Origin of the sequence: Vibrio profundi (assembly GCF_005281835.1) — a bacterium.
In the GTDB taxonomy this organism is placed as follows: Bacteria; Pseudomonadota; Gammaproteobacteria; order Enterobacterales; family Vibrionaceae; genus Vibrio; species Vibrio profundi.
The window spans coordinates 15,599-32,437 of record NZ_RZIS01000007.1; the positions used below are offsets into that span (position 1 = coordinate 15,599).

General features: G+C 45.1%; 14 protein-coding genes. 7 read left to right on the plus strand and 7 right to left on the minus strand.

What is annotated here, in order from left to right; genetic code table 11:
• The first annotated feature begins 29 nt into the window (after positions 1 to 29).
• Complete coding sequence (rpoC, locus tag ELZ11_RS16395; RefSeq protein ID WP_137358493.1) at positions 30 to 4,229, plus strand: DNA-directed RNA polymerase subunit beta'; 4,200 nt, start codon at positions 30 to 32, stop codon at positions 4,227 to 4,229.
• 158 nt (positions 4,230 to 4,387) lie between these two features.
• On the opposite strand, the gene rsd is transcribed toward rpoC, so the two are convergent.
• Positions 4,388 to 4,885, minus strand: a complete 498-nt coding sequence (gene rsd, locus ELZ11_RS16400) for a sigma D regulator (protein WP_137358494.1) — start codon at positions 4,883 to 4,885, stop codon at positions 4,388 to 4,390.
• A gap of 173 nt (positions 4,886 to 5,058) precedes the next feature.
• Between rsd and nudC the strand changes: the two genes are divergently transcribed.
• Both nudC and hemE read left to right on the plus strand, forming a co-directional pair.
• Positions 5,059 to 5,856, plus strand: coding sequence for an NAD(+) diphosphatase (nudC, locus tag ELZ11_RS16405; protein ID WP_137358495.1), 798 nt, complete (start codon positions 5,059 to 5,061; stop codon positions 5,854 to 5,856).
• A 257-nt stretch (positions 5,857 to 6,113) separates the two neighbouring features.
• Positions 6,114 to 7,181 carry a uroporphyrinogen decarboxylase gene (gene hemE, locus ELZ11_RS16410; RefSeq protein ID WP_137358693.1) on the plus strand — a complete coding sequence of 356 codons (1,068 nt, stop codon included), beginning with the start codon at positions 6,114 to 6,116 and terminating at the stop codon, positions 7,179 to 7,181.
• Positions 7,182 to 7,229: 48 nt separating this feature from the next.
• Here hemE and ELZ11_RS16415 read toward each other — a convergent pair whose 3' ends face one another.
• Both ELZ11_RS16415 and ELZ11_RS16420 read right to left on the minus strand, forming a co-directional pair.
• On the minus strand, positions 7,230 to 7,805 hold the full coding sequence (locus ELZ11_RS16415; protein ID WP_137358496.1) for a uracil-DNA glycosylase family protein: 576 nt from the start codon (positions 7,803 to 7,805) through the stop codon (positions 7,230 to 7,232).
• The gene (locus ELZ11_RS16420) at positions 7,805 to 8,731 is read right to left on the minus strand and encodes a D-2-hydroxyacid dehydrogenase (RefSeq protein ID WP_137358497.1); all 927 of its coding nucleotides are present in this window, start codon (positions 8,729 to 8,731) and stop codon (positions 7,805 to 7,807) included. Before ELZ11_RS16420 ends, ELZ11_RS16415 begins: the two co-directional genes overlap by 1 nt.
• Before the next feature lie 71 nt (positions 8,732 to 8,802).
• On the opposite strand from ELZ11_RS16420, the gene ELZ11_RS16425 reads away from it, so the two are divergent.
• On the plus strand, positions 8,803 to 9,396 hold the full coding sequence (locus ELZ11_RS16425; RefSeq protein ID WP_137358498.1) for a YjaG family protein: 594 nt from the start codon (positions 8,803 to 8,805) through the stop codon (positions 9,394 to 9,396).
• Between the two features lie 52 nt (positions 9,397 to 9,448).
• Here ELZ11_RS16425 and ELZ11_RS16430 read toward each other — a convergent pair whose 3' ends face one another.
• The gene (locus tag ELZ11_RS16430) at positions 9,449 to 10,537 is read right to left on the minus strand and encodes a CNNM domain-containing protein (protein ID WP_137358499.1); all 1,089 of its coding nucleotides are present in this window, start codon (positions 10,535 to 10,537) and stop codon (positions 9,449 to 9,451) included.
• A gap of 267 nt (positions 10,538 to 10,804) precedes the next feature.
• Here ELZ11_RS16430 and hupA point away from each other — a divergent pair, with 267 nt between their 5' ends.
• Both hupA and ELZ11_RS16440 read left to right on the plus strand, forming a co-directional pair.
• A complete protein-coding gene (gene hupA / locus ELZ11_RS16435; RefSeq protein ID WP_004729753.1) occupies positions 10,805 to 11,077 on the plus strand; it encodes a nucleoid-associated protein HU-alpha in 273 nt (90 codons plus the stop codon).
• Positions 11,078 to 11,124: 47 nt separating this feature from the next.
• Positions 11,125 to 11,823: a DUF1481 domain-containing protein gene (locus ELZ11_RS16440; RefSeq protein WP_137358500.1), complete on the plus strand. Its 699-nt coding sequence runs from the start codon at positions 11,125 to 11,127 to the stop codon at positions 11,821 to 11,823.
• Positions 11,824 to 11,891: 68 nt separating this feature from the next.
• Here ELZ11_RS16440 and purD read toward each other — a convergent pair whose 3' ends face one another.
• The gene (gene purD, locus ELZ11_RS16445) at positions 11,892 to 13,181 is read right to left on the minus strand and encodes a phosphoribosylamine--glycine ligase (protein WP_137358501.1); all 1,290 of its coding nucleotides are present in this window, start codon (positions 13,179 to 13,181) and stop codon (positions 11,892 to 11,894) included.
• Positions 13,182 to 13,396: 215 nt separating this feature from the next.
• Positions 13,397 to 14,989: a bifunctional phosphoribosylaminoimidazolecarboxamide formyltransferase/IMP cyclohydrolase gene (gene purH, locus ELZ11_RS16450; protein ID WP_137358502.1), complete on the minus strand. Its 1,593-nt coding sequence runs from the start codon at positions 14,987 to 14,989 to the stop codon at positions 13,397 to 13,399.
• 294 nt (positions 14,990 to 15,283) lie between these two features.
• On the opposite strand from purH, the gene zntR reads away from it, so the two are divergent.
• Complete coding sequence (gene zntR, locus ELZ11_RS16455; protein WP_137358503.1) at positions 15,284 to 15,730, plus strand: Zn(2+)-responsive transcriptional regulator; 447 nt, start codon at positions 15,284 to 15,286, stop codon at positions 15,728 to 15,730.
• Here the strand turns inward: zntR and ELZ11_RS16460 are convergent.
• Complete coding sequence (locus tag ELZ11_RS16460; protein WP_137358504.1) at positions 15,727 to 16,686, minus strand: GGDEF domain-containing protein; 960 nt, start codon at positions 16,684 to 16,686, stop codon at positions 15,727 to 15,729. The genes zntR and ELZ11_RS16460 overlap by 4 nt on opposite strands.
• Positions 16,687 to 16,839 lie beyond the last annotated feature (153 nt).

Here is a 16,839-nt window from a genome sequence, read left to right on the forward strand (position 1 = left end):
CTCCTTTTAACTCCTTACAGGAGCTGAATGTGAAAGACTTATTAAACTTTCTAAAAGCACAGCATAAGACCGAAGAATTTGATGCTATCAAAATCGGTCTATCTTCACCTGACATGATCCGTTCATGGTCTTTTGGTGAAGTTAAAAAACCTGAGACGATCAACTATCGTACGTTCAAACCTGAGCGCGATGGTCTGTTCTGTGCGCGTATCTTTGGTCCAGTTAAAGACTACGAATGTCTTTGTGGCAAATACAAGCGTCTGAAACACCGTGGTGTTATCTGTGAGAAGTGTGGCGTTGAAGTTACACAAACTAAAGTTCGTCGTGACCGTATGGGCCACATCGAGCTTGCTTCACCAGTTGCTCACATCTGGTTCCTAAAATCACTACCGTCTCGTATCGGTCTACTAATGGATATCCCACTGCGTGATATCGAACGTGTTCTTTACTTCGAAATGTACGTAGTAACTGAACCAGGTATGACTGATCTAGAAAAATCTCAGATGCTTACTGAAGAAGAGTATCTGGATCGTCTAGAAGAGTGGGGTGACGAATTCACTGCTAAGATGGGTGCGGAAGCGATCAAAGATCTGCTTTCAACTATGGACCTTCATCAAGAAGCAGAAGAAATGCGCGAAGAGTTGGAAACAACTAACTCTGAAACTAAGCGTAAGAAAGTCACTAAGCGTTTGAAGCTAGTTGAAGCATTCATCCAGTCTGGTAACGATCCACAATGGATGATTCTGACTGTACTTCCTGTGCTTCCGCCAGATCTACGTCCTCTAGTACCTCTAGATGGCGGTCGTTTTGCGACTTCAGATCTGAACGACCTTTACCGTCGTGTGATCAACCGTAACAACCGTTTGAAGCGTCTTCTAGAGCTAGCGGCTCCGGACATCATCGTACGCAACGAAAAGCGTATGCTGCAAGAGTCTGTTGATGCACTTCTAGATAACGGTCGTCGTGGTCGTGCAATCACAGGTTCGAACAAGCGTCCTCTGAAATCTCTTGCTGATATGATCAAGGGTAAACAAGGTCGTTTCCGTCAGAACCTTCTAGGTAAGCGTGTAGACTACTCTGGCCGTTCTGTAATCACAGTAGGTCCATACCTTCGTCTGCACCAGTGTGGTCTTCCTAAGAAGATGGCACTTGAGCTATTTAAACCATTTATCTACAGCAAGTTAGAAACTCGTGGCATGGCTACGACAATCAAAGCTGCTAAGAAGATGGTAGAGCGCGAAGAAGCTATCGTTTGGGACATCCTAGACGAAGTAATCCGCGAACACCCAGTACTACTTAACCGTGCACCTACACTTCACCGTCTAGGTATCCAAGCGTTTGAACCAGTACTAATCGAAGGTAAAGCGATCCAGCTTCACCCACTAGTGTGTGCGGCATATAACGCCGACTTCGATGGTGACCAAATGGCGGTTCACGTGCCTCTAACTTTAGAAGCACAGCTTGAAGCTCGTACTCTGATGATGTCGACAAACAACATTCTGTCGCCAGCATCGGGTGATCCGATCATCGTACCTTCTCAGGACGTTGTATTGGGTCTTTACTACATGACACGTGAGAAAATCAACGTGAAAGGTGAAGGTATGTACCTTGCTGGCCCTGAAGAGGCTGAGAAGGCATACCGTACTAAGACTGCTGAGCTACACGCTCGCGTTAAAGTACGTATCACTGAAACAGTAGTAGACGAAGACGGCAATAGCACTACAGAGACTAAACTAGTTGATACAACCGTTGGTCGTGCAATGCTATGGCAAATCGTACCGAAAGGTCTTCCGTACAGCATCGTTAACCAAAAGCTAGGTAAGAAACAAATCTCTAACCTACTTAACGAAGCGTACCGTAAGCTTGGTCTTAAAGACACGGTAGTATTTGCTGACCAAATCATGTACGCAGGTTTTGCTTACGCAGCACTTTCTGGTGTTTCTGTAGGTATCAACGACATGGTTGTACCTCAAGCGAAGTACGACGAAATCGAATCTGCTGAAGAAGAAGTTCGTGAAATCCAAGAGCAATTCCAATCTGGTCTTGTTACTGCGGGTGAGCGTTACAACAAAGTTATCGATATCTGGGCGTCTACGAACGACCGCGTTGCGAAAGCGATGATGGATAACCTTTCTTCTGAAACGGTTGTTAACCGCGATGGTGAAGAAGAGCAGCAAGAATCGTTCAACAGCATCTACATGATGGCCGACTCGGGCGCACGTGGTTCTGCAGCTCAGATTCGTCAGCTAGCAGGTATGCGTGGTCTGATGGCGCGTCCAGATGGTTCAATCATCGAAACGCCGATCACTGCGAACTTTAAAGAAGGTCTAAACGTCCTTCAGTACTTTATCTCAACGCACGGTGCTCGTAAGGGTCTTGCGGATACAGCACTGAAAACAGCAAACTCGGGTTACCTAACTCGTCGTCTAGTAGACGTTGCTCAAGACGTTGTAGTTCACGAACATGACTGTGGCACACATGAAGGTGTCGACATGATGCCTCATATCGAAGGTGGTGACGTTAAAGTTGCACTTTCTGAGCTGGCTCTTGGTCGTGTAGTAGCTGAAGATGTTCTTAAGCCAGGTACTGAAGATGTACTGATCCCACGTAACACTCTGATTGATGAGAAGTGGTGTCAGATCATGGAAGACAACTCTGTAGATAGCATGAAAGTGCGTTCTGTTGTTACCTGTGATGCAGACTTCGGTTGTTGTTCACAGTGTTACGGTCGTGACCTAGCACGTGGCCACCTAGTGAACCAAGGTGAAGCAGTTGGTGTTATCGCTGCACAATCTATCGGTGAACCTGGTACACAGCTAACGATGCGTACGTTCCACATCGGTGGTGCAGCATCTACTGCAGCAGCAGAGAACAGCATCCAAGCGAAAACAACTGGTACTGTGAAACTTCACAACGCTAAGTTCGTTATCAACAAAGAGAAGAAACTGGTTATCACCTCTCGTGCATCTGAGATGACGATTGTTGATGAGTTCGGCCGTACTAAAGAGAAGCACAAACTTCCTTACGGTTCTATGCTGAACAAAGCAGACAACGACGCAGTAGAAGCTGGTGAAGTTGTAGCTAACTGGGAAGCGCACACCATGCCAATCATCACTGAAGTGGCAGGTCGCATTCAATTCGTTGATATGATCGATGGTGTTACTGTTTCTCGTCAGACAGATGACCTAACTGGTCTATCTTCTTCTGAAGTGACAGATGCAGCCGCTCGTCCAGCAGCAGGTAAAGATATGCGTCCAGCTATCAAACTTGTTGATGACCAAGGTAACGACGTAATGATCCCTGGTACTGATATGCCAGCTCACTACTTCCTACCAGGTAAAGCGATTGTTAACATCGAAGATGGCGCTGAAGTTGGCATCGGTGACACACTATCTCGTATCCCTCAGAAATCTGGCGGAAACAAAGATATCACCGGTGGTCTACCACGCGTAGCTGACCTATTCGAAGCTCGTAAGCCGAAAGAGCCTGCGATTCTTGCTGAGCACACAGGTACTGTGTCTTTCGGTAAAGAAACGAAAGGTAAGCGTCGTCTTGTGATCACTCGTGACGGTGGCGAAACTTATGAAGAAATGATTCCTAAGCATCGTCAACTGAACGTGTTCGAAGGTGAGAAGATCGAACGTGGTGATGTAATCGCTGATGGTCCAGAAACTCCACATGACATTCTACGTCTACGTGGTATTCACGCTGTGACTCAGTACATCGCTAACGAAGTACAAGAAGTTTACCGTCTACAAGGCGTAAAGATTAACGATAAGCACATCGAGACTATCGTTCGTCAAATGCTACGTAAGTGTACTATTACACACGCTGGTGACTCTGAGTTCCTACCTGGTGAGCAAGTTGAGTATTCTCAAGTTAAGATTGCTAACCGTGCTCTAGAAGCAGAAGGTAAAGAACTAGTACGCTTCGAACGTGAACTACTAGGTATCACTAAAGCATCTCTTGCTACTGAGTCATTTATCTCAGCGGCATCATTCCAAGAGACAACTCGCGTACTAACAGAAGCTGCGGTTTCTGGTAAGCGTGATGATCTACGTGGTCTGAAAGAGAACGTTATTGTTGGTCGTCTGATCCCAGCTGGTACTGGTTTCGCATACCACCAAGATCGTCAAAAGCAACGTGAAGAGCAAGAAGGCCCATCTGCTGAACAAGCAACGGATAACCTAGCTGCACTTCTAAACGCTGGTTTCTCTTCTGACGAGTAATCGTTAAGAGATACGAAAAAAGGCACCTTCGGGTGCCTTTTTTGTAGGTGTTACTTTAGAGCCTGATGACGAGATAAATTTAACCGAAAAGATTTACGGCTCGTAACGATGCACTTGAACTGCTTAACAGCTCAAGCGCAGATTTGGATTAATCGAGCTTACGCGCCTGGTGGCACTGCTAAGCTATCAGCAATCTGTTGGATCAGTTGATCTTCTACTTCAAATCTTGCCTCAATGATTTCGCCAATAAGCGATAAATCACTATCAAACGATTCAAGTTCATCATTATTTGATATGGCGGCGTACCTGTCAGTGAAATTGAGCAGAGGCTCAGTGGTGAGTACGATATGCCCATAAGTCTGATTGATTTCTTCTGTGACTTTAAAGCCGGTTGCCTGCCACTTATCCATGACCATGTCATAGATCTTGAAGTGTCCTTCAGAAATATAGTCGACTAAGTGTTGGCAAAAAGATTGGAGTTCATCAGAAGAGGGGAGTTCAGCGATAGTAGAGTTTTTAGTGGTACAAGGTTGAAGTGCAGCAAGTTTACAATATTCGACAATCAGTGATTGACGAGTCTCTAGCCAATGATCGATGACCTCGTGTGAGCCACCCCATTGTTCTTGTGTTTGTTTGAATTTATTTAGCATGACCATGTCCTCATGATCTGATCACAGCCGTGTGATCAAAGTAAATTGCCGAAGCAGGGAATCCATTTCATATTATTGTTAATACTAAAAGTAATAGCCGGAATAATTCTTTGCAACAACTCTAGTATGAAATTAGATTGCCAGTAAAATGAACGAACTGCAAGCGGTGAGAGGCAAGGATGTTAAAAAAAAGTGACAAGATAATGACTGAGCCAGCGTATTGGTGTGTTGTTGCGGGAAGTGAAATTTGGACGCTAAATGGTGCGCTTCCTTTTGGAAGTGCCGCTGAGTTTGAGATCCCAGTTGATCAAGCCATTTGTATTGGGCGACATTTAGATAAGCCAGTATATTGGGTGAATGAGTCAGAGCTCTCGCAAGCATTAGAACTCACATCCCTTCGTTCGTTATTAGATTGGGATGAGGCGGCTTTTTTGTTAGCCAGTAAAGCGGTGCAATATGGGCACATGACTCAAACGATACGTTTTTGTCCACAATGTGGCGGGCGAACATTTTTAAACCATAATCAAATCGCCATGCAGTGTAGCGATTGCCGAACTTTACATTATCCTAGGATCTTTCCCTGTATTATTGTCGCTGTCCGCAATCAATCCCAAATTCTGTTAGCGCAGCACCCTCGTCATCGCACGGGTATGTATACTGTGATTGCGGGTTTCCTTGAGGTTGGGGAAACATTAGAGCAGTGTGTTGCGAGAGAAGTGAAAGAAGAAACGGGTGTTGATGTAAAAAACATCGAATACTTTGGCAGTCAGCCATGGGCTTTCCCTTCTAGTATGATGATGGGGTTCATTGCTGAATACGCTGGTGGTGCGTTGAAACCGGACTACAGTGAGCTGTCTGATGCTCAGTGGTTTTCACCGAATGATATGCCTGAAATTGCCCCAAAAGGCACCATCGCTCGAGCATTGATCGAACATACGCTTTTGCAAATAGAAAATGCCAAAGATATTGAAAAATAAGTAAAAAAAACCCTCCACAAGTGGAGGGGGTAAGTAAGATGTCGTTATGAGATGCTGAGTACTGTGTACTCAGTTTATAATTGTTATTTTCGCTAGCGAACAAATTTTTAACATGCTCCCCTAAGGGGTGCAAACTAAGCATTGATTTAAAAGTTAATAACTTGATCTAGGTTGCAAAGCACACAGCTTTTATAGGTGAATCAGTGTTAGAATACCTGCCATCAAAACTAGACAAGATTGAATTGGAATTTAACGGAATGACCGAACTAAAAAATGATCGCTATTTACGCGCACTGTTAAAGCAACCTGTAGACCACACGCCAGTATGGATGATGCGTCAAGCAGGCCGCTATCTTCCTGAATATAAAGCGACTCGTGCTGAAGCTGGTGATTTCATGTCTCTGTGTAAAAACGCAGAACTGGCATCAGAAGTGACGCTTCAGCCTTTACGTCGTTTCCCATTAGATGCGGCAATCTTGTTCTCTGATATTCTGACTATCCCAGACGCGATGGGCTTAGGCTTATACTTCGAAACTGGTGAAGGCCCTAAATTTGAGCGCCCTATCACGTGTAAAGCTGACGTAGAAAAAATTGGCCTACCGGATCCAGAAGGTGAACTGCAATACGTAATGAATGCAGTTCGTCAGATCCGTAAAGATTTGAACGGCGACGTTCCATTGATTGGCTTCTCTGGCAGCCCGTGGACGTTGGCTACTTACATGGTTGAAGGTGGCAGCTCTAAAGCGTTCACTAAGATCAAAAAGATGATGTACGCAGAACCTCAAACGCTGCATCTGCTTCTAGATAAGCTGGCCGACAGCGTGATCGAATACTTAAACGCGCAAATCAAAGCGGGTGCTCAATCGGTAATGGTATTTGATACATGGGGTGGTGTACTGACTCCTCGTGACTACAACCTATTCTCACTGCAATACATGCACAAAATCGTTGATGGCTTGATCCGTGAAAACGATGGTCGTCGTGTACCAGTAACACTATTCACTAAGAATGGTGGCATGTGGTTAGAGTCTATTGCTGCTACAGGTTGTGATGCGGTTGGTCTAGATTGGACGATTAACATTGCTGACGCGAAAGCACGAATCGGCGATAAGGTTGCTCTACAAGGTAATATGGATCCATCGATCCTTTATGCTCAGCCAGAGCGTATTTGTCAAGAAGTGGCATCTATCTTAGAAGGCTTCGGCGATGCGGGTACCGGTCACGTATTTAACCTAGGCCACGGTATCCATTTGGATGTGCCGCCAGAAAACGCAGGTGTATTTGTAGACGCGGTACACGAGCTTTCTAAGCCTTACCACAAGTAAGCCAAGCTTATTGTTATAAAAACGCCGATTCAGTGAAGTCGGCGTTTTTTATTGCGTGATGGCTGGGGCTAGTTGTTTGCGTATGAATGGCAGAACATCACGCTCAAACCACGGGTTCTTTTTAAGCCAGATGTTGTTGCGTGGCGACGGATGAGGTAAAGGAATATATTGTGGAGCCCAACGTTTCCATTGTTCTACAGTCTCAGTCAGCGTTTTAGGCTTGTCCGCTAAATAATAGTTCTGAGCGTATTGGCCAATCAGTAGCGTCATTTCTACATTCGGGAGTAGTGCCCGTACTCGTTTGTGCCACAGCGGAGCACATTCTTTCCGCGGAGGTAAATCCCCACTTTTCCCTTTGCCTGGATAGCACAGCCCCATCGGCATAATGGCTATTTTCTTGGGATCGTAGAAGTCATCCACTTTGATGCCTAACCAGTCCCTTAGCCGCTCCCCACTTGCATCGTCCCAAGGGGTGGAACTCCTGTGAACTTTAATCCCAGGTGCTTGGCCTATGATCAGAAGTTTCGCTTCCACAGATGCTTGAATCACAGGGTTTGCCCCATGCGTTAGACTTGCGGCGCATACCTGGCATTGGCGAATTTCACTGAGAAGGTTATCGAGCATTAATAGCCTTTTTCGAAATCAATCGTGTTATCCAATTGGAAACCGTCACGCCATAACTGGTAATTACGTGCGAATATATTCACCACTTGCCTCGGTTCACTTAACGCGGCGATATGGGGCGTGACCGTGATTTGCGGTAAGCTCCAATATGGGTGGTTTTGTGGTAACGGTTCCTGCGTAAAGACGTCTAAGAAAGCGTGTTCAACCCAATGATTCTTGAGTGCGAGCAGCAGTGCTTTATTATCCAATGTTTCCCCTCGTCCTACATTGAAGAGTAATACACGTTTACAGTAACTGAGTGTATCTTCGTTAAGCAGTGCTCGGGTTTCGTCGGTTGCGGGCAAAGTATTGACTACGATGTCGGCTTGTTCGAGCGCGGCTTTGATCTCGTTAATGTGGAATGTATCTTTAAAACTTAAGCTTTTAGAAGGAATACCGGTACGGTTAATGCCGACGGTGTGAAGCCCCAAAGCGGCTGCTGCATGAGCAAGGTGGCTACCAATTGAGCCTGTACCCAAGATAACCATGACTTTCCCTGACAGCGACGAGTATAGGTGTGGTTGCCATTGGTTTTGAGATTGTTGCTGGTGGTATAGCTGAAAGTGACGATAGTGATGAATACTATAGCCTAATACGTACTCTGCGATGGCTGGACCAAATATGCCTTTAACGTTGGTCAGAGTGTAGTCTTGGCGCAAATGATCATTAATGAGTGTATTGATTCCCGCGTAGGTAGACTGTAGCCAGTCTAACTGAGTAAAGCGATCGAGTTGGTCTACAATCAAAGGGGGAGAGGCGAGCACTATCTCGGCGTCTTCTGGTGATTCACAAATTTCCAGCTCAGGTAAAGACTGATTGATGATGAGCTGTTTATAGGTGTCGTTGTGCTCAGTGAGGATATAAAGCTTATTCGTGAAATTGTTCATAGGCTTGCCTTTTTTCCCTTGTATTTATCAAGTACACTTCCGCTGTCTTTTTCTGCAATTATTGAGTGACTATGCTACAGAATCCACTTCAGGTTCGTCTTGAAAAGTTAGAACCTTGGCAACAAATTACCTTCATGGCGTGCTTATGTGAGCGTATGTACCCTAACTATGCCATGTTTTGTGAAAATACAGAATTTGCCGAGGCACGTATTTATCGCGATGTACTTGATAGTGTTTGGGAAATTCTGACAGTCAAAACGGCAAAAGTGAACTTTGAGCGTCAATTAGAAAAGCTGGAAGAGTTATTTCCTAGTGCAGACGATTTCAATTTTTACGGCGTATACCCTGCGATGGATGCGTGCCAAGGTTTATCGACGTTACTTCACGGCTTGTTAGATCGCGAGCATCTGTTTGAAGCAATGTTAAAATTGAGCCAGCAATCGGTACAAACAGTCGTTGATTTAGAGCAGGCGCAAGGTAGTGAAGAAATCACTAACGATAATCAGAAAGAAAATGAAGCAGTATGTGAAGAGTGGGACGTGCAATGGGCTATTTTCCGCCCTCTACGTGAAACTCAAGAGCGTGACATTGAATTGATTAAAGACTTACGCTTGGAGCTGCGAGAAGACGCGGTGAGCAACATAGGCGTAACGCTAGAACATTAATAAACAAAGGCTCCTAATGGAGCCTTTGTTTTATGTGAGGTTTAAAGCCGAGTTAGCTTTCTTTCTTCTCTTGCGGTTCGGCTTCTTCATCGTCATCACGATTCTCAATTACCCCATGCTTTTCCTTCCAGCTTTCCCAGCGCTGAAATGCTAGCTCTTGCATGTCAGTATTTTTATCCGCTTCATCAACAATTTCTTCACCCAGTAAGTGCTCGAAAATATCTTCTAATGTCAGTAGGCCTTGAATTGTGCCGTATTCATCGACCACTAGCGCCAGTTGCAAGCGGTTAGACATCATCTGGTCAAAAGCTTTTGCTAAGCCAAGGTTGTTGAGTAACACGTGAATTGGACGCATCACATCACCCAGTGATTTATCACCACAGCCTGCTTGTTGCAGCCTAAATAGCTCTAACCTGTGTACAAAGCCGATGATGTTGTCCGATTGCTCTGAATAGACCAAAGGGCGCGAGAACGGCGTGTCTTTGTGTTCTTCAAGGAAAGCATTAATTGTCATTTCGGCATCAACGCGAAATACCACAGGGCGAGGCGTCATAACTTGCGTGATAGCGACATCTTGAATACCCAGTAGGTTGCTCAAGATTTTAGATTCACCTTCTGCAAATTCACCACTTTCTTTGGCTAGAATCGCCATCGCAGACAGCTCATCACGCATTTTTGGTGCTTGATGGCCGCTAGCCAGTCGTTTGGTGATTTGCTCTGAGAACCATACGAATGGTGTTAAGAAGAATACCATCCAGCGCAATACAGTGGCTGATGCAGGAGCCAGTTGACGCCAGTACGTCGCACCAATGGTTTTTGGTACGATTTCAGACAAGACCAAAATACCCAGTGTCAGAACCGCGGAGAATGCACCTAGCCATTGGCTACCGAATACGACCGCAGCTTGAGCACCTGCTGTCGCAGCACCAATCGTGTGGGCAATAGTATTCAGCGTAAGAATGGATGCCAGTGGGCGATCGATGTCTGTTTTCAGCTTATCTAAAGACGCCGCTGCAGGGTGATCTTGTTGCTTCAGTTGAGCGATGTAGCTCGGGCTAATACTCAAAAGCACGGCTTCTAAAACAGAACAGATGAATGAAATTCCGATAGCAACGGAAACGTATAAGGTTAGCAGCAGCATAATTGACCTTGCATAAATGTAATTTAGGTATCCAGAAATCGTTCGTACTCTAACAAATACGCTTGCTCTGGTACCTTATAAATTGGCCCGAAACCTTTATAAAACAAGGTTTCAATACGATGAAGAAGTAACAAATTGTGAGTTATTACTCATATTATGGCTAAAAGTGCGGCATTAGAGCTAAAGATCGTCGACAAACCTTTGCCAGATAGGGCATTTATGTTTTAGAGTGAATCCGAATTCAAAATTACAAAGAAGGGAAACCTAATGAACAAGACCCAATTAATCGACTTTATTGCTGAAAAAGCGGACCTTTCTAAAGCTCAAGCAAAAGCAGCACTAGAAGCGACTCTTGGCGGTGTAACTGATGCTCTTAAAGACGGCGACCAAGTTCAACTAATTGGTTTTGGTACTTTCAAAGTAAACCACCGTGCAGCTCGCACTGGTCGTAACCCTAAGACTGGCGATGAAATCCAAATCGCAGCAGCAAATGTTCCAGCATTTGTAGCGGGTAAAGCACTGAAAGATTCAGTGAAATAATCTAAACTGTACCGAGGTAGTTTCACCTCACCTCGGTACAGGTTTTTATGAACAAAGCATTTCTAATCGTTCCACTTTTATCTTCTCTCATTATCGGATGTTCCTCATCCAACCCTCGTTCAAATTTAGATCAATTTGTAGAATCCTCTGGCGGCCAAGTCATGGGAGATGCCACAAGCTTTTACTGGGTGACCAATAAACTGACGACGCCTGACACGGCTTCTGATTATGTTACGGTTGGGGATTACGGCTGGTACAAAAGCGAATATCGTTGGCAAGATGGCAACTTAAGAGAGTTTGTTCGCCAAGGTGAACAGCGCAATTCTGTTAACGATTTGGTTCCATACCGTATTCATGTTCGTTTTAATAAAGAAAACGAAGCAATCTATCAGCAATATCGCATTGATAACCGTGTATTGCCTATTCAAGCTGAACAACTACAACGCTACCAAAAAGAAGCTAACTCTGTTCTAGAGCGCACTCAGGAGCAGAAAAGCGATGGTTTGGAGTTGATTCAAGGTTATTGGGACGGCAGTACTTTCGAAACATGTTCTGGCAAAGAATATGAAGATTTGGAGTTCAACCAAACTCTTCCAAGCTTTGTGATCAACCGATTAGCAAGCGTCGATAGTTATGCTGCATTCCTTGGGAGTCAGTCGCTAGGAAAGGTTTCAGTAGAAGAATTGTTGATGTTGGCGGAAGATAGCCAAGATTGCATCGAGCGAACTGCGCTTTTAGAAGAGTAAGCGGTCGTTATATCTTAGAAAACGAAAAAGGCGCAATTAAGCGCCTTTTTGTATTTTTGCAGTGATTATTACTGCTCTTGCTCGCGCGCAATCGCACGGTAACCAATGTCATTGCGGTGGAACATACCATTCCAGCTCACTTGTTTAGTTAGCGCGTAAGCACGCTCCTGAGCTTCAGAAACCGTGTTACCTAGTGCTGTAGCACAAAGTACACGACCACCGTTTGTCACAACATCGCCAGCTTCGTTATTTGCAGTACCTGCGTGGAAAATCTTTTGACCTTCAACTTCGCTTGTCGGTAATGAAATTACGTCACCTTTTGCGTAGTCAGCAGGGTAGCCGCCAGCTGCAAGAACAACACCAATTGAAGCTCGTGGATCCCACTTAGATTCAGCTTCGTCCAGCTTCTCGTCGATAGCCATTAGGCAAAGTTCAACAAGGTCTGACTCCATACGCATCATGATAGGTTGCGTTTCTGGATCGCCGAAGCGGCAGTTGTATTCAATAACTTTAGGAGTACCGTCAGCGTCAATCATTAGGCCAGCGTAAAGGAAACCAGTGTAAGGTGCACCTTCTGCATCCATGCCACGTACTGTTGGGTAGATAACTTCTTCAAGGATACGGTTGTGGATTTCAGGCGTTACCACTGGAGCTGGAGAGTAAGCACCCATGCCGCCCGTGTTAGGACCAGTGTCTTTGTCGCCAACACGTTTGTGGTCTTGGCTGGTGGCCATAGGCAGAACGCTAGAGCCGTCAACCATCACGATGAAGCTCGCTTCTTCGCCTTCAAGGAACTCTTCGATAACTACGCGGCTGCCAGCTTCGCCAAATGCGTTGCCTGCTAGCATATCTTTGATTGCGTCTTCCGCTTCTTCAAGAGTCATCGCAACGATAACGCCTTTACCTGCCGCAAGGCCATCAGCTTTAACTACGATTGGTGCACCTTGTTCACGAACGTAAGCGATAGCTGGCTCAATCTCAGTGAAGTTCGCGTAAGAACCGGTTGGGATGTCGTGACGAGCTAGGAAGTCTTTAGTGAATGCTTTAGAGCCTTCTAGCTGTGCTGCCGCTTGGGTTGGACCAAAGATAGGCAGACCCACTTCGCGGAATGCGTCAACCACACCAATGACGAGTGGTGCTTCTGGACCAACGATAGTCAGTTCGATTTTTTTCTCTTGAGCAAACGCCACTAGACCGGCGATGTCTTCAACGCCGATGTTTACGTTTTCTAGTTTTGGCTCAAGTGCAGTACCTGCGTTACCTGGAGCAACGAAGACTGTTTCAACGTTTGGGTTTTGTGCTGCTTTCCAACCTAAAGCGTGCTCACGACCGCCGGCACCAATAATAAGTACATTCATTTTATTTTACCTTTGATAGCTTCATCAGATTGCCGATTTCGTCGTCAAACATGCTCACTTATTGTCATAAGCTCCGCGTGTTTTCCTTGAACTAGGCAATCTGATTTTGCTCTAAAAATTAAAATTTCTCTTAATGTTGATGATAAAAACGCCAACATTAATGAGCGGTTAAACGAATAAAAAAGGCTCTAGGAAAACCTAGAGCTTTGTTTTGATTAGTGGCGGAAGTGACGCATGCCCGTAAAGATCATCGCCATGCCGTGCTCATCTGCTGCAGCAATAACTTCGTCATCACGCATAGAGCCACCCGGTTGGATAACACACTTGATGCCCGCTTCAGCCGCCGCGTCGATACCGTCACGGAATGGGAAGAATGCATCTGATGCCATTACACAACCTTCAACCTGTAGACCTTCGTCTGCAGCTTTGATGCCTGCGATTTTCGCAGAGTAAACGCGGCTCATTTGGCCTGCGCCTACACCGATAGTCATGTCACCTTTCGAGTAAACGATCGCGTTAGATTTCACGTACTTCGCTACTTTCCAGCAGAATAGGGCATCTTTTAGCTCTTCAGCGGTTGGTTGACGCTTAGAAACGACTTTAAGGTCATCTTCAGACACCATGCCTTGGTCGCGGTCTTGAACCAGTAGGCCGCCGTTAACGCGCTTCACGTCAAAGCCAGTTGTCTTAGTTGTCCATTCGCCACACTCAAGTAGGCGAAGGTTTTTCTTAGCCGCAACGATTTCTACCGCTTCAGCAGAAACAGAAGGAGCAATGATAACTTCAACGAATTGGCGCTCTGTGATAGCCGTAGCTGTTGCTGCGTCTAGTTCGCGGTTGAATGCGATGATGCCGCCAAATGCAGACGTTGGGTCTGTTTTGAATGCACGGTCGTAAGCTTTTAGGATATCTTCACCTAGAGCTACACCACATGGGTTAGCGTGCTTAACGATCACACATGCTGGCTCGTCGAACTCTTTCACACATTCAAGTGCTGCATCTGTGTCAGCGATGTTGTTGTAAGAAAGGGCTTTACCTTGGATTTGGCGAGCAGTAGAAACGGATGCTTCTTCAGGGTTTGCTTCAACGTAGAATGCTGCTGCTTGGTGGCTGTTCTCACCGTAGCGCATGTCTTGTTTCTTCTCGAACTGTTGGTTGAATGTGCGAGGGAATTTGCTCTCTTCATCACCTTCTTTGTTCTCTCCATAAGAAGGAACCATAGTGCCGAAGTAGTTAGCGATCATGCCGTCGTAAGATGCTGTATGCTCGAATGCTGCGATAGCAAGGTCGAAGCGTGTCTCTAGTGTTAGAGACTTCTCGTTCGCGTCCATTTCAGTGATAACACGGTCGTAGTCGTGAGCGTTAACAACGATAGTGACGTCTTTGTGGTTTTTCGCTGCAGAGCGAACCATTGTTGGACCACCGATGTCGATGTTCTCAACGGCATCAGCAAGGGTACAGCCTTCTTTAGCTACGGTTTCTGCGAATGGGTATAGGTTTACAACAACCATATCGATAGGGTTGATACCGTGAGTTTCCATCACGTCATCGTCTTGGCCGCGACGGCCTAGAACACCACCATGAACTTTTGGATGCAGAGTCTTAACACGGCCGTCCATCATTTCTGGGAAACCAGTGTAGTCAGATACTTCTGTAACAGAGATGCCTTTTTCAGCAAGCAGGCGAGCAGTGCCACCAGTAGATAGAATATCTACACCACGGTTAGCAAGAGCTTGTGCAAATTCAACGATACCAGTTTTGTCTGATACGCTGATTAGAGCGCGGCGAATTGGACGAGCGTTATTCATGCTTCCATCTTCCTCAAATTCATGGAGTTAAAAATAAAGATATTTGCCAAAAAAGAACTTGTTTCTATCTCTATCGATTGCGAGATAAAATATTGGCCAGTTTTGGTAAAGACCTTTTTGGTTAGACTACTGTATAACCAACTCCAAATTTGATGGCGCACATTCTAACTAATTTATTACAAAAAAGCTCGCGCAATCGTTTGGCATCTCAAAATTAATTATGAAAATCTCAATTTCAGCTTTAAAAGTAACGAGATGGTTAAATAAAGGCATTGACGAAAAATAGGGAAAATTATGTTTCAAATCGGTGAATTAGCCAAACGTTGTGGTGTGACGACGGATACCTTACGTTTTTATGAAAAAAATGCGCTGATCTCGCCAGCGGGAAGAAGTGAGTCTGGTTACCGTTTATATAGTGAAGAAAACCAGAAACAGGTCAGTTTTATTCTTAAATCTAAAGAGCTGGGCTTAAGCTTAGATGAAATTCGAGAGTTACTAGAAATCAAGTTAGAAGCGACCGAGCATAGCTGTGCGGAAGTTAAAGCGATAACCACGGCAAAACTGACGGTTATCGATCAAAAAATCAATGAGCTCGGCAGAATAAGAACGGCACTTAAAAAGATTAATGATGCGTGTTGTGGGCATGTTGACGATAACGCCAGCCATTGTTCTATCTTAGGAGCATTAGCAAGTGAAGAACATCCAGATTCTTGCTGCTCTAGTGAAACGAAATCAAGCTAAGAGGCTCTGAGAATTTTAGCTTTTAGCTGTGCTTCCGTTTTGATATCAGGAAGGTTAGGGTAGTAAATCGTAACCTGATTTCGTCCAGTTTGTTTTGAATAATACATGGCTTTATCAGCTTGGATTAATAGTTCTTTGACTGACGTAACTTGTGGGTTGGTCTCCGCGATACCAATGCTCACGGTAGGGTAAATCACATGGCCGTCGAAAGTGCACGGTGACGCCTCAATGGCCTCACGAATTTGTTCGGCGACGTCATAAGCTTGAATAGCACTGGTATGAGTGAGTACGACACCAAATTCTTCGCCTCCAAGACGCCCAATATAATCACACGCCTTAATGGCAGTTTGGCAAGTGTTTGCGACTTGGGTAATTACTTCATCACCAGATAAATGACCCACTTGATCGTTAATTTCTTTGAAATGGTCAATATCAATCATCAAGCACGTAAAATGCTGCTCTGAAGCTTGCTTAAATTGGTGCTCTAACCCCAACATAAAAGCGCGTCGGTTGAGTACGCCCGTTAACTCATCTGTTTCCGACAAGCGTTTGAGTTCTGCTTCACGAAGGTAGTCACGCGTAATATCTCGTTCTTGCCAAAGCGTGTAGGTATGCCCATCACGAGGTGCTAATGGCTTGAAGGTTGATTCAAACCACCTTAGCTCGGTATCTGCCTGTGCATCCAGTTGTTCGATGGAAAGCTGCAATTGCTGGTGAGGCGAAATGCAATATTTTACTTTCTGGACACTTTGGTTAGTAATCGCTTGGTCTAACTGCTGCTGAAGTTGAGCTGCAATGGCTGGTGGCAATAGGTCGTTGAGGGTTTGATTTTTGCATGTGCTTTGGGCATCGCCAAAGCTGTCGACGACACGTCCGTTTTTATCGAGAACAAGTAGACGTTCAGGAAGTTCGCTTAGCATTAGGCTTAGCCATTCTTCCCTTTGCATATCAAACATGTAGCCTTTCCGGACGTTAGAGTAATTAATCATTATATCGGTAGTGATGAGGTTATCAATCGTAACGGATCACAGAATGATGAATATTTGTCCAAAGGGGTAGGCATGGCGCAGTAGAAAACGCTCCTTTAAAGAAAGGAAGAGCATGAAAGC